We start from the raw sequence: 12,626 nt of genomic DNA on the forward strand, positions 1-12,626 counted from the left end.
CCTCCAAGCCCCTGCCATTGTCAGACATGCCAGGGGCTTTTTCACACCTGCCTACCAAAAATATCACCATACTTCCTTTCAAGTTGACACCAATCATAAATGACATCATTTTATAGGAATGAAAGTAGCTTCCTTAACCCACGTCCTCGGACAGACTTTATCCATACTGTTTTGCAGTACGGCAGCAGTTTTCTTTTGTATTTTTCCCGCCCATGCCGGCCCTCAACTGAAACTTGTCACAGATTCATTCCCTCCGTACTATTATCAAGTCGATGGAAAAACAGATGGGATCATGTTCAGACTCATAGCGCTGGCATTTAAGGAAATGAAAATGACCTTTTCATTTGAGCATGTTCCGTGGCAACGAGCCCTGATAATGGCAGAAACGGGAAAATCAGATGCAATTCCAGGAATAGCAAAAACCCCGGAACGTGAATCCGCTCTTTTTTTCCCGGAAGAGCCACTGTTGGTTGCCTATATCGTGTTGTTCTACAAAATCGAAAATAAATTCGACTACAAGGATATTACTTCGCTTAACAATAAACGGGTAGGAGTAATTAGAGGATATTCATACGGACCAGATTTCGACCATTTCAAAGGATGCATAAAAGAACCTGGCGAGTCCCTGCTGCAAAATTTCAATAAACTTGCAGCAGGCAGATTGGACTTAGTCATCGCTTATAAAGATCCGGGACTGTATACACTTAACAAAGAAAACATACGAAGCAATTTCCATTTTTCAGCAAATCCTGTGCACAAGGTTCCACTGTATCTGGCATTCAGCCGCAAACCCGGACATAAAAAGATGGCTATTAGTTTCAACAAAGCATTAATGAACGTAAAAGAAAAAGATTCCTGTAAAAAAGTAATTCAAGAACTTGGATTCACTACAGAAGATGCTACTATATGCGGGCATAAAAATCACACTCAACATACAGAAGATACACAACCAGACTATTAATATAAAGGAAATCACTATTGACTTATACGCTGCTTGAGAAGATCGTAGTACAAAAAATCAGATGCTGAACTATGAAAAAAATTTTCCTGACATATCTGATCGCCATTATGAGTATGGTTACAGCCTTTCCGGCAGCAGCATCCGGGAAACTGACTTTTGTTACCGACCCCTTCCCGCCATACTATTATGAAGAAGATGGCAAAACCAAGGGAATACAGTATGAACTGGCAGTATTAGCCTTCCAGAAACTGCGCATTCAATTCGAAGTAAAATTCCTGCCCTGGAAACGGGCCCTGATGACGGCACAAGCCAGAAACGCATCAGGAATCTTCGGATTAAGAAAGACCAGAGAAAGAGAAGAATGGCTGATATACCCAGAAGAACCTCTGATGACAGTCCGCACGGTCATTTTCCATCGCGCAGAGGACAAATTCAACTATACCGGAATAGAATCGCTTAAAGGTAAAAAAGTCGGCATAACCAAGGGTTACACCTATGGATCTGAATTTGACAGGAGTAGGTTATTTCAGAAAGAGGAAGTCAGTTCGCTGCAACTTAATTTCTTGAAACTCAAGGCCGGCAGGATTGACCTTGTCGCTTCTTACCGGGCTGTGGGACTTCTGGCACTGGAACAGATGGGACTTGATGAAAGCATATCATTCAGCCCCAACCCTATCCAGAGTGTTCCGATCTACCTCGGATTCACTAAAACGCCTGGAAACGGAGCCCTTGCTCTCAAATTCGACAAGGCTCTTAAAGACATAAAAAAATCACCCGAATGTCTGGAGCTCATAAACCGTCTCCAAATAGATGTTGAAATGATCTCGCCCTGTGAATAAAGAGGATATCAGGCGTGCCCGGATGAACAGAGCAGCCAGACGCCTGAACCGATCAGCAGAATGCCTATCACAGAAGTCACGGAGATGGTTTCGCTGTAAATCAACGCACCCAGCGGGATAAGGCAGGCCATGACTGCCCCGTTTACAATTATCGGGAGAGAGTTCACGTTTGCCCCGGCCTTGTATGTGAGCAGTACGCCGATTTCAATACCGAATACCGCCAGTCCAAGAAGAAAGACAGGCCAGTTCTTCAGACTGACTATTTCCCCGATTTCAATTCTTCCGGACTGGAGAAACAGCCCTATAAGACTGAAAACCATTGCCACACCATAGGCTGAGGCAAGAGAACCGAAAACAGAACCACCTCCGGCAAGACTTTTTTGCGCAATGTGATAGATAATGGTCGATGCGATCGCAATCGCCATTGAACCGTAAAGAGCTAGCATTTCAATTTCCTTTAATATGAATTACAGAATGAAAAATTGATCTGAAATCCTGCCTTGCAGACATCATGCAAGAACAGTTTGCACTCCTGATAGCTGTGATCCGCCAGCATTACCACTGAAAGGTATTCATTCCCGCTATGAGCAGAACTAATCTTCCCAATATAGACCTTAACCTGTTGGTTATTCTGGACAGGATATATAGAGAACGAAGCCTCACCATAGCCGGCAAAAAGCTGTTCATGACTCAATCGGCAGTCAGCCATGCTCTTTCAAAACTTCGCGAGCACTTTGAGGACCGGCTCTTCATCCGCCGGGGTAACAGTATGGACCCGACTCCTCTATGCATGACCCTGCACGAGAGAATAGCTCCCTCCTTGAAAAATCTTCTGCAATCACTTGATGACCGTGGTGAATTCAATCCAGCCACATCAAAAAGAACCTTTTGCATGGGTCTGAGTGATTATCTGTGCAGGCTGCTGCTGCCTGGAATTCTCAGCCGCATGCAGGAGGATTCTCCGGAAGTTTCCATCAGAATAGTGCAGACAACTTACGAGCAGCGGGCTGAAATGCTTAAGAATGGGAAACTGGATATCTTCCTCGGCTGCTCACGGGACTATGGAGCAGGGATCATGCAGGAGCTGCTTTTCGAAGACCGGGAGGTCTGCGTAGTAAGGCATGACCACCCGATAAAAGGGGCAACCATGACTGAGGAAGAGTTAGCCAGTTCCGAATTTGCCGCCCTGTCGCTTTCCGAGTCGGGACTTGGGTTCCTTGAAGATTTTCTCTACAGAAAAGGGGTGCAGCGCAGGATAAAAGTCGTGGTACAGCAGGAGACCGTAATCCCCGCACTGGTTGTCGATTCAGATCTTGTTGGGACTCTGGCTGAACGTCTTGCAAAGATGCACGTAGCAAAAGACAGATTGCGTATTGTAAAACTCCCGCTTGAAAATACGCAGTTCAAAGTCTTTCAGCATTGGCACTCAATCAATAACGACGACCCGGCCCATCAATGGCTGCGTTCAATTATAAGATTAACTGCTGGAGAACTCCCTGAGAGTATATTTAACTAGAAATCCTTATCCAACTTATATTGCTTCCAGGCAAGAGAGACATGATCCATCGAATAAAAGCAATTTATTATAAAACGTTTTTCTTCCTGCGCACTTGCACGGGGCCTCGTTTTTTAATATTAATGTATAAGTAACAACAATAGCCGTTTTCTCACAAGGAGACATTATGTCCGCTAAATCCAGACTTACGATTTCAATCATACTCATCATCCTGATGACAGCGGCCGCCGTTCTCGAAGCGGCCTTTTTTCCTCCGGCCAAGCCGGGCATAACGATATGGGAAATTGCATTCCTCTGCATTGCACTTGCTGCAACTGCAGTTGCATTGATTACTGTTAATTCAAATATTTTCGGGCAGCTGCAATCCTTATCAAAATACATGCATGACCTGACCAAAGGGACCAAGAAGGCAACCCTTCCGTCAGACCTTAGCGATGAAATAGCAGAAACAGCAAAAGAGTTGCAAAAGCTTGTCTCAACCCTGACGGAACAGACCAGGAAAGCCGAGCAGGCCAGAGAAACAGCTGAAAGCAACGCCCAGAACGTTCAGGCTGAACTGGATAAGACTGCAAAAGAACTTGCAGACCAGAAAACAGCACTGGGTGCAATCACCAAATCCGCTTCCAACGCACAGGGTATCTCCAGTAAGCTTTTTGCCGGAATCGAAGAACTGAGTGCGCAGGTAAATCAGGTCAGCTCAGGTATGGTCATCCAGCGGGACCGCGTAACTGAAACAGCAACCGCCATGGAAGAGATGAACAGCACAGTTCTGGAAGTTGCCCAGAACGCGTCACTGGCAGCCAACAGTGCAAGCCAGTCAAAAGAAAACGCCCTGAACGGTGCCAAAGGTGTCTCCGAGGCCATAAAATCATTCGAGCAGATCAAGGAAACTATCCTCGCACTCAAAGGAACCATGGGAACTCTTGGCGAACAGGCGGACAACATCGGTCAGATCATGACTGTTATCACCGACATTGCGGACCAGACCAACCTGCTGGCACTTAACGCCGCCATTGAAGCGGCCAGAGCGGGAGAAGCCGGACGCGGTTTTGCAGTGGTTGCCGATGAAGTCCGTAAACTTGCTGAAAAAACCATGGATGCAACAAAGGGCGTCGGTGAGGCTGTTTCCAAAATTCAGAGCAACGCCAGAGAGAACATCGCGGCAGTTGAATCAGCCGCCAAGGATATTGTTCATTCTACAGAAGCAGCGGCAAAATCCGGCAAACTCATGTCCGCAATTGTGGGCATTGTAGATGACACCAATACACAGGTTGAATCCATTGCCGCAGCCAGTGAAGAGCAGTCGGCTGCTTCCGAAGAAATCAACATGGCCATCAGCGATGTTGCCCGGGTTGCTCAGGAAACTTCAGAGGGGATGAGCTCTTCTGCCCACGCCCTGACTGAAATCGCCAGTGTGGTTGAAGAACTGGATTCCATCATTCAGGGAATCACCAGCGGTAAGGCGATAGACACCAGTTCCGGCAAAATCGTGGAATGGTCTGAGGATCTCTCCGTCCGGGTGCGGACAATTGACGAGCACCATATGGTGCTGCTTGACCTGATCAACGAACTATACGGAGCCATGCGCCAGCGTAAGACAGGAAGGGTCATCGGAGAAGTTACCGAGCGGCTGCTTGACTACACCAAGTATCACTTCGGATACGAAGAAAAAATCTTTGACAAACACCATTATCCTGAGACCGAACCGCACAAGAAACTGCACCGTATATTCATCCAGAAAATTGCAGACTTCAAAAAGGATGTGGATTCCGGAAAGGTCACTGCCTCCACTGAAATCATCCGCTTCCTCAAGGATTGGCTCATCAAGCACATTATGGTTGTTGATGCCAAGTATACCGACTTCATGCACAAGCACGGTTACCACTAAGCCGTTTAATCAAGCCATGCAGAACGCCCTGAAGCAATTGTTTCAGGGCGTTTTTTGTCAGCTCCGCCCGAAGTTGTGTAAAGGTCTTGCACTGAGTGGCAACAATTAAGTACATGATACCTTTCACGGGATTTCACTTCCCGTGGAAGATGGCGGTTAATGTCCCCACGGGGCAAACGAATACACGGAGTCAGGAATTGATCAGGAAAGTCACAAGTGAAGAATACATAGATGCCATGCTCACAGCCATGCGTGCCGGAACCGAGAAGGTCTGTGCTTTCTACGAACACCGTATCGGGCTGATATGCACGGACCCAAAGCTGATGCTCATGCCCTGGGATGACCATCTTGTGCATCGAAGTGACGGGGTTTTCGAGACAATTAAATTTGTCGAAGGTAAAATGTACCAGCTTGATCCGCATCTTCGCCGTATGAAACGCTCTGCTAAAGCCATTTACCTTGAACCGCCCTGCTCATGGGAGGAAATGGCTGATATAATCATTCAGGTTGCCGCAGCAGCTGAAGTTGAATCCGGGCTGGTGCGTATCCTGCTCGGACGCGGCGGAGGCGGTTTTGGAATTGATCCGGCTGAATGTCCGGTTCCGTCACTTTACATCGTCGTTTACAAATACGAACCAAAACCGGAATCATGGTACGAAAGAGGACTTACCGCTTTCAAGACATCTATCCCGGCCAAGCAGTCCTATCTGGCAACCATTAAATCCATCGACTACCTCCCCAACGTGCTCATGAAACGGGAGGCAACAGAAAAAGGGTTCAACGTCCCCTTCTGCTTCGACAGCATGGGATTCCTCGCCGAAGGAGCGACCGAAAGTGTCTGCATTGTGGACCAGAACGGAGTTATACAGGTTCCTCAGTTCACCAATGCGCTTGCCGGTACTTCTTTGGTAAGGGCCCTACAGCTGATCGCCGATGAAGCGGAAGTTGATTACAGGGCTATTTCCGAAGAAGACATTTTGCTGGCAAGGGAAGTCATCGTCTGTGGAACTTCCATTGATGCGGTGGGTGTGGTTCGCTACAACAAGAAACCCATTCACGATGTACGCCCCGGACCGATATGCAAACGCATGCGGGAACTGCTGCGGGAAGACCTGCAGAGAACCGGCAGGCCGATCAGGTAGAATTCATTTTGAAGAAAAAAGCCTCCGGCAGTCCTTACAGCCGGAGGCATACTTTTGCGGAGCTAACAAGCCCTGTACTCTTACCCATTCTCCTTGGACGTCAGCAACATCAGCGAAAGATAGTGAGTCTTTTCAGGCACATCATTGATGTCCTCATAAATATTTTCACCTTCCATACCCAGCCGTGTATAGAACTTTACGTTCATCTTATCCATGTCACGCACCGTCCGGCGCAGCTCCAGGAAATTACGGTATGCCTTGAGGATCACCACATTATCAACTGTTCCAAGTGATTCAGCGAACCTTTCGGGGTCAGCCACGCCGGAAGTGAGCAGCAGGTTCTGACCGGACTCGACCAGCACCTGACGAGACTTGGCCGCTGCTGCCTGAAACGATGTAATACCCGGGACCACTTCAAACTCGACTTCCGGATAGAGCCTGTTCATGGTCTGCATCATGTATCCGAAAGTGGAGTAGATAAGCGGGTCCCCCAAGGTCAGGAAAGCGGCAGATTTGCCTCCGGATAAGAACTCATAGGCTATTTCGCAGTTCTTTTCCCATGCCTCCCGCAGAACCTTCTCATCGCGGGTCATGGGATAGCCGAGCTTTACTACTTCGCAATCCTTGCGGATAAAACCGGACGCAATATCAAACGAGTGAGAGTAGTCATTCTTTGTCGAGCATGCGGCAAAAACAACATCCACCTTTTCCAGAACCTTCACCGCCCTGACGGTCAGCAGGTCCGGATCGCCGGGCCCCACCCCGATTCCATAAATTTTACCAGAATTGAACATTTATTTCTCTTTATCGCTGAACAGGAAGTCGGCCAGAATCTCCACGGCATCCACATTTCTCGGACCTGGGCGGGAAAATACGGACTCGTCCACCTGCAGAGTGTTATCGTTTTTAACGGCTTCAAGTCCTTTAAAATGAGGCCGTTCAGACGGAAGAACAGGAGACGGATTCATCCTGCCAACCTGATAGACATATATATCAGGGGCAAGACGGAAAAGTTCTTCCTCGCCTATGCGCACTATCTTTTTATCACTTTCAACGCAATTTCTTCCGCCAGCCCTGGCAATAATATCTGCCACAATGGACTCCTGCCCTGCGGCAAGGAGGTTTGGATAGCGGACTTCGAAAAAGACTGACGGGCTATGCGAATTTCCGGCATGTTTCGCGGCAGCACGGGCCAGTCTACTCTTCATGGAAGAGACCAGATCAATTGCCCTGCCCTGTTCGGCAGTCAGTATTCCGAGCCGGTCAATGACCGAAAAAAGTTCTTCAAACGAGGTGACCTGAAACATGGCACAAGGAATACCTTGCTTACGCAAAGGTTCCAAAGCGGATGTAGCTTGAGAGCGTCCTGCCATCTGCAATACAAGGTCGGGCTTCATGGCCACTATCAGTTCCGGGTTGGGACGCATATGAGTGCCGATGGACGGCAGGCTGACAACAGACTCCGGATAATGGTCGGCTGAAGTACGGGCTACCAGCCTGTCTCCAAGATCCATTGAACATAGAATCTCATTGAATGATCCGTACAGGGCGACAATACGTCTGGCCGGTTCGTTCAGCTCGACACGCTGCCCGAAATCATCTTCAATGACGATCCCGGCATATGCAGGGTGCGACAGCGCAATCAGGCTACCTGCTGCGAGGAGAAAAAAGCACCTGCGGAACACCAATTTCAGGGTGCTCCACAACGGCCACTGATGCATTATAGACATTGGATATATTTTCTCCGTTAATGACCTCAGCCGGAGGACCGTCCAGAACGACTTTTCCGGCAGACATGAACACAAGCCGATCGAAATAAATGGCCGCAAGGTTGATGTCATGAATTACGCAGATTATTGTTGCCCCCAGTCCGTTCATTCGGCGCAGCAGGTCGAACATTTCCATCTTTCCGGCAACATCGACACTTGATGCAACTTCGTCCAGAACCAGTATCCGGGTCTGCTGAGCTATAGTGCGGGCCATGAGCACCCTTTGAAATTCTCCGCCGGAAAGCTCGGCCACGGAACGGTGCTCAAGATGGCTGATACCGACAATGCCTATGGCCTCGGCGCAAATAGTCTCGTCCTCGCAGTCATAGCCGAAAAAGCCGGACCCGTGGGCGTAGCGTCCCATCATGACCATGGATTTTACGCTCAATCCGAACGTAGGCTCGACCTTCTGCGGCAGAACCGCCATCAACCCGGCAAGCGCACGAGGCTTATAGTCCTGAATTTTCCTGCCTTCAAGTTCTATTTCCCCCTGCCAAGGTTTCAGTACACCGGAAACGGTTGAAACAAACGTGGTTTTCCCGCTCCCGTTAGGACCGAGGACAGCTGTCATGGACCCGGCCGGGAATTCCAGATCAAGCCCACTCAGCACCTCGCGTCCGGCGTATCCAACGGTAAGGTTTCTGACCCTTATCATGCCCTGCTCCTCTCAAAACCGGAACGCAGCACGAGACAGAAAAAAGGCCCTCCGAGCAGAGCGGTTACAACTCCCACAGGCAGTTCTTCGCCTCCGGGAAGCAATGACCGGGCAATAACGTCGGACCATACAAGCAGCAGTCCACCCAGCAGAGATGCGGATAAAAGCAGAGGCCTGTGCTCCGCCCCCTGATACATACGCACAAGATGGGGGACAATAAGCCCGACAAAGCCTATAATCCCTGAAACGGCAACTGCCGCCCCGGTCAGAAGTCCGGCCCCCACAAGCAGAAACATTCGCACCCTTGAAACATCCATTCCCAGATGACGGGCCTGAGTTTCCCCGAGTGAAAGTATGTCCAACTCACGTGAGAAATAGATCAGTGGAATCATTCCGGCGATAAAATATGGCAGAAAAAGCAGCAGATGATCCCAGCCGCGCCCCTGAAAACTACCCATAATCCAGAAAACAATGGAGGATACGGACTCCTCGTCCAGCGACTTGAGCAGGGAAATCAGGGCGGAAAGGAAAGTAGCTACCACAATACCGGCCAGCACCATTGTTTCACGCCGCAGTCTGCCGCCGATTCGTCCCAGCATCAGGACAGCACCGAGAGCCGCCATGGCCCCAGCGAGTGCAGCCATGGGCAGGAACAGATTCCCAAACTTCTGCCAGAGTCCAGCCCCAAGCACGGTAGAGCCGCCGAAAATGGCCAGACTGGCCCCGAAAGCAGCTCCGCTGCTGACTCCAAGGGTGAACGGGTCGGCCAGAGGGTTTCGCAGAATGCCCTGATATACGGTTCCGGCCACAGCCAGAGACATGCCCACGAGAAACGACAGGCAAATTCTACTCAAACGCAGATCAAGCACAATGAATGACAGAGAGGGGTCGATTTTTCCGCTTCCAAGCCCAAGAGCGGAGCTGAACACAGCCAGAACCTGCCCGACACTGGTCCCATAAGCCCCGAAAAGACAGGCGGCAAAAATGGATAAAGGTACCATCAGGCTCAGCAGGATCACTGCCTGCATCCTTCTTTTACCCAATAAATCCATCTTCACCGCCCGGCATGAATTTGCCTATTATTCCCCAAGGTGATCAAAAGCCACCTTGAGGTGATCAACCCAGATATCAACAACTTCAGGAAACTCAGCTGTTCCCTTGAGAACCGGTACACAGGTGTACCCGGCCTTGGTCAGTTCTGATTTCCATGAATCAGGTTCTGCTCCTGCCATATCATTGCGTGCATGGTCTCCGGCAACGGACATGTAAGGCATAAGGTATACCTTTCTGGTCCTGCTTGCCTTGAGCTGCTTCTTAACATCATCAAGAGTGGGACTTCCCTCAACTGTGCCGACAAAAATCTTCGGATCGACCTGCGCAAAGTAGTACTGGGAAGCAGGGTAGTAAATGTTTGCCCCGTGGTGGGTGCCGTGCCCCATCAGCACCACAGCGTCTGAGCTTTTGCGATCCTTTGGAATATTGGCAATCACGGCAGCAACTGTCCTGCGCATATCTCCATCAGAGTAAAGAAGCGGTTTACCGACAGTTACTTTCTTCATCCCCTTGGGCATGCCTTCGAATCCCTTAACAGTATCAGCTATGCCGAAATATTCCTCACCAGGAATGGTATGCAGGGACTGCACGGCAACATGGGTAAAGCCCTCGTCCATCATTTTTGCCATAGCAGTGGCGGGCGAATCAACCACCCGACCTTCTTTGTCCAGAATCCTGCGAATTATTGATGAAGAATAGGACCAGCGGACCGGTACGCCGGGGAAAGCCTTTTTGACGGCCTTCTCAATGGACTCAAAAGCGACTTTGGTTTCCGGCATGCTGGAGCCGAACGCGGCCAGCATAATGCCCTTCTTGACAGGCTTGGAATCGCCATGCCCGGCCAGTGCCATTGACGGGAGCGAGAGAAGCAGGATCAGCAGTAAAGCGGAAAGAATTCCAGATTTTTCCCCAAAACGATATGACATAAAAGTCTCCTGAATTTCGGGGGCTTGAAATAATGAAGCAGCCCGGCCCGCAGAAGCGGTCCGTGCCTGTTTTTGACGGATAAAAGCCCCGTTATCGGTCAAAATGGTATTTATAGGCACCTAGGCAGGTCTTCCGACTCGTCCTATCCTAACCCGGCCTTCCCGAAACAAGTTCAGTGGCACACCGGACCGGATTAAACCGGCCCACGGGGCAGGACTGCAAAGGACTCACGGCGGCGGGTCCGCTCCCGACTTTCACGGGATTCCCTATTAAGCTCGCGAGAGCACCACAGGCACAAGTTTGATATTACGCATGCGACACGCTGTCAACATTTGTGCTACAGGATAAAATTATCCGCACTGTAACGATTCCGGCAGACCTTACAGCCTCTCAACAAGTCTTCGAGTTTAGCGATCTGTTGAGAACAGAGGTGTTGCCGAAGGGATATTTAGCGGCCCGTCCCCGATTCCCGGCCAGATTCTGATCATGCCGAACAGGGCTCTCAGAGTTGTCCAGAGTCCGGCCACTACCCATATCCAGAACAGCATATGTTCGGGATGAATCCAGTCCACAATGAAAAGGACGCAGGTACTGGTCAGCACGGCAATCATCATGGCGTTTCGCAAATACCGAAAATCCCCTGTGCCCAGATGAATACCGTCAGTGGCAAATGAAAGTGCATTGATAGGCTGTAAAAATGTTACCGCAAGCCATGCCGGTCCAAATACCATGGTTGCCTCTTCAGGAACAAGCATCCAGGCAACCTGCTTCTGGCCAAGATACATGGCCGCAGTCAGAATAATTCCGGTCCAGAAACTCCATTTACAGACAAGCGCAGCCACATTTCTGGCACTGGAACGGTCCGCACGCCCGACAAAATATCCGACTAGCGACTGTCCGCTGATAGCAAAAGCATCCAGAAACAAAGCCAGAAAAACGAAAAACTGCCTGATAGCCTGATGTGCTGCCCCGGAATCAGCCCCGGCCTTGGTAGCAAAACGGGTACACAGCAACAGAAAAAGGCATACACACCCGGTACGCACAAACATATCCCCGCCGATAACAAACAGTCTGCGAGCATCGACGAGGTTGAATCCGAATGTGACTCCGTAATGTTTTTTAACTACCAGCAAAGCCCAGAATGCACCGATCCACTGGCTGATGGCACTGGCCAACGCGGCCCCGCCGACACCCATCTGCGGGAAAGGCCCGATTCCGAAAACCAGCAGCCAGTCCAGCACAACGTTGATTGCATTCATGCCCACTGCCACCCACAGCGGGGAACGCATATCCTGAAATCCGCGCATGGCCCCGAAACAGGACAGCACAACAAGAACAGCTGGAGCTCCCAGCAATCTGTACGACATGTAATCAACTGCAAGGTCCCTGACAGGTCCTTCTCCGCCCATCATCCCTGCAATCATACCGAGAATGGGAAGCACAAAAATACCCAGCACTACTCCCAGCACAGCCGCAATCTTCACCGCCAGCCAGCACAAGGACGCGGCCCTGGTCGTATCTCCCCTGCCAAGAGCCTGCGAAACTTCGGTCTGTGTTCCTACTCCGAGAAAACCGAATACCCAGAACACGGACGAAAACACCATTGTCCCGATTCCGAGTGCAGCCATTGCTTCGGCCCCAAGTCTAGATACAAAAGCCGTATCGACCAGTCCGGTCAGAGGCTCGGCAATCATGGAAAAAAGAACCGGAACGGCGAGTGTCAGCAACGTTTTATTGGGAGAAGTTTCAAACGGGTGATGTGTTTCATTAAAATTGTCAGTCATTGATCATCTGCTTTTTAAAACATTATGGGTACTATGAAAGTGCATTTTAGCTCAGATGCAGGAAAATTTCTGCCAACCGGGTATCGAGTCAA

Annotated in this window: 12 protein-coding genes and 1 riboswitch; of the genes, 5 read left to right on the top strand and 7 right to left on the bottom strand. The window is 49.8% G+C overall.

The window, feature by feature from the left end:
* The first annotated feature begins 118 nt into the window (after positions 1 to 118).
* Both N7E73_RS01905 and N7E73_RS01910 read left to right on the top strand, forming a co-directional pair.
* Entirely contained in the window at positions 119 to 961 is an 843-nt protein-coding gene (locus N7E73_RS01905; RefSeq protein ID WP_432737144.1) for a substrate-binding periplasmic protein, read from the top strand.
* A 71-nt stretch (positions 962 to 1,032) separates the two neighbouring features.
* Positions 1,033 to 1,800, top strand: coding sequence for a substrate-binding periplasmic protein (locus N7E73_RS01910; RefSeq protein ID WP_432737145.1), 768 nt, complete (start codon positions 1,033 to 1,035; stop codon positions 1,798 to 1,800).
* An 8-nt stretch (positions 1,801 to 1,808) separates the two neighbouring features.
* Here N7E73_RS01910 and N7E73_RS01915 read toward each other — a convergent pair whose 3' ends face one another.
* Positions 1,809 to 2,246, bottom strand: a complete 438-nt coding sequence (locus N7E73_RS01915) for a hypothetical protein (RefSeq protein WP_432737147.1) — start codon at positions 2,244 to 2,246, stop codon at positions 1,809 to 1,811.
* A gap of 137 nt (positions 2,247 to 2,383) precedes the next feature.
* Between N7E73_RS01915 and N7E73_RS01920 the strand changes: the two genes are divergently transcribed.
* From N7E73_RS01920 to N7E73_RS01930, 3 genes are all read left to right on the top strand, one after another.
* Complete coding sequence (locus tag N7E73_RS01920) at positions 2,384 to 3,316, top strand: LysR family transcriptional regulator (RefSeq protein ID WP_432737148.1); 933 nt, start codon at positions 2,384 to 2,386, stop codon at positions 3,314 to 3,316.
* Positions 3,317 to 3,482: 166 nt separating this feature from the next.
* A complete protein-coding gene (locus N7E73_RS01925) occupies positions 3,483 to 5,204 on the top strand; it encodes a bacteriohemerythrin (protein ID WP_432737150.1) in 1,722 nt (573 codons plus the stop codon).
* A 197-nt stretch (positions 5,205 to 5,401) separates the two neighbouring features.
* A complete protein-coding gene (locus tag N7E73_RS01930; RefSeq protein ID WP_432737152.1) occupies positions 5,402 to 6,346 on the top strand; it encodes an aminotransferase class IV in 945 nt (314 codons plus the stop codon).
* 80 nt (positions 6,347 to 6,426) lie between these two features.
* Here N7E73_RS01930 and cobI read toward each other — a convergent pair whose 3' ends face one another.
* The 6 genes from cobI to N7E73_RS01960 all read right to left on the bottom strand — a co-directional run bounded on the left by cobI (position 6,427) and on the right by N7E73_RS01960 (position 12,534).
* Positions 6,427 to 7,140: a precorrin-2 C(20)-methyltransferase gene (gene cobI, locus N7E73_RS01935; protein WP_432737154.1), complete on the bottom strand. Its 714-nt coding sequence runs from the start codon at positions 7,138 to 7,140 to the stop codon at positions 6,427 to 6,429.
* Complete coding sequence (locus tag N7E73_RS01940) at positions 7,141 to 8,076, bottom strand: ABC transporter substrate-binding protein (protein WP_432737156.1); 936 nt, start codon at positions 8,074 to 8,076, stop codon at positions 7,141 to 7,143.
* Positions 7,994 to 8,770 (bottom strand): ABC transporter ATP-binding protein, encoded by a 777-nt coding sequence (locus tag N7E73_RS01945; RefSeq protein WP_432737159.1) that lies wholly within the window; start codon positions 8,768 to 8,770, stop codon positions 7,994 to 7,996. The genes N7E73_RS01940 and N7E73_RS01945 overlap by 83 nt, the downstream gene beginning before the upstream one ends.
* Complete coding sequence (locus N7E73_RS01950; RefSeq protein ID WP_432737161.1) at positions 8,767 to 9,822, bottom strand: FecCD family ABC transporter permease; 1,056 nt, start codon at positions 9,820 to 9,822, stop codon at positions 8,767 to 8,769. The genes N7E73_RS01945 and N7E73_RS01950 overlap by 4 nt, the downstream gene beginning before the upstream one ends.
* 27 nt (positions 9,823 to 9,849) lie before the next feature.
* Complete coding sequence (locus tag N7E73_RS01955) at positions 9,850 to 10,749, bottom strand: sirohydrochlorin cobaltochelatase (protein ID WP_432737162.1); 900 nt, start codon at positions 10,747 to 10,749, stop codon at positions 9,850 to 9,852.
* Between the two features lie 106 nt (positions 10,750 to 10,855).
* Positions 10,856 to 11,056: riboswitch (cobalamin riboswitch) on the bottom strand.
* A gap of 101 nt (positions 11,057 to 11,157) precedes the next feature.
* Positions 11,158 to 12,534, bottom strand: coding sequence for an MATE family efflux transporter (locus N7E73_RS01960; RefSeq protein WP_432737165.1), 1,377 nt, complete (start codon positions 12,532 to 12,534; stop codon positions 11,158 to 11,160).
* Between the last annotated feature and the right edge of the window lie 92 nt (positions 12,535 to 12,626).

Origin of the sequence: Maridesulfovibrio sp. FT414 (assembly GCF_050916235.1) — a bacterium.
Classification (GTDB): domain Bacteria; phylum Desulfobacterota; class Desulfovibrionia; order Desulfovibrionales; family Desulfovibrionaceae; genus Maridesulfovibrio.

Bases quoted from the DNA above. Each gene is read 5' to 3' on its own strand.
- N7E73_RS01905 (WP_432737144.1), top strand. From the start codon at position 119: ATGAAAGTAGCTTCCTTAACCCACGTCCTCGGACAGACTTTATCCATA.
- N7E73_RS01910 (WP_432737145.1), top strand. From the start codon at position 1,033: ATGAAAAAAATTTTCCTGACATATCTGATCGCCATTATGAGTATGGTT.
- N7E73_RS01915 (WP_432737147.1), bottom strand. From the start codon at position 2,246: ATGCTAGCTCTTTACGGTTCAATGGCGATTGCGATCGCATCGACCATT.
- N7E73_RS01920 (WP_432737148.1), top strand. From the start codon at position 2,384: ATGAGCAGAACTAATCTTCCCAATATAGACCTTAACCTGTTGGTTATT.
- N7E73_RS01925 (WP_432737150.1), top strand. From the start codon at position 3,483: ATGTCCGCTAAATCCAGACTTACGATTTCAATCATACTCATCATCCTG.
- cobI (WP_432737154.1), bottom strand. From the start codon at position 7,140: ATGTTCAATTCTGGTAAAATTTATGGAATCGGGGTGGGGCCCGGCGAT.
- N7E73_RS01940 (WP_432737156.1), bottom strand. From the start codon at position 8,076: ATGTCTATAATGCATCAGTGGCCGTTGTGGAGCACCCTGAAATTGGTG.
- N7E73_RS01945 (WP_432737159.1), bottom strand. From the start codon at position 8,770: ATGATAAGGGTCAGAAACCTTACCGTTGGATACGCCGGACGCGAGGTG.
- N7E73_RS01950 (WP_432737161.1), bottom strand. From the start codon at position 9,822: ATGGATTTATTGGGTAAAAGAAGGATGCAGGCAGTGATCCTGCTGAGC.
- N7E73_RS01955 (WP_432737162.1), bottom strand. From the start codon at position 10,749: ATGTCATATCGTTTTGGGGAAAAATCTGGAATTCTTTCCGCTTTACTG.
- N7E73_RS01960 (WP_432737165.1), bottom strand. From the start codon at position 12,534: ATGACTGACAATTTTAATGAAACACATCACCCGTTTGAAACTTCTCCC.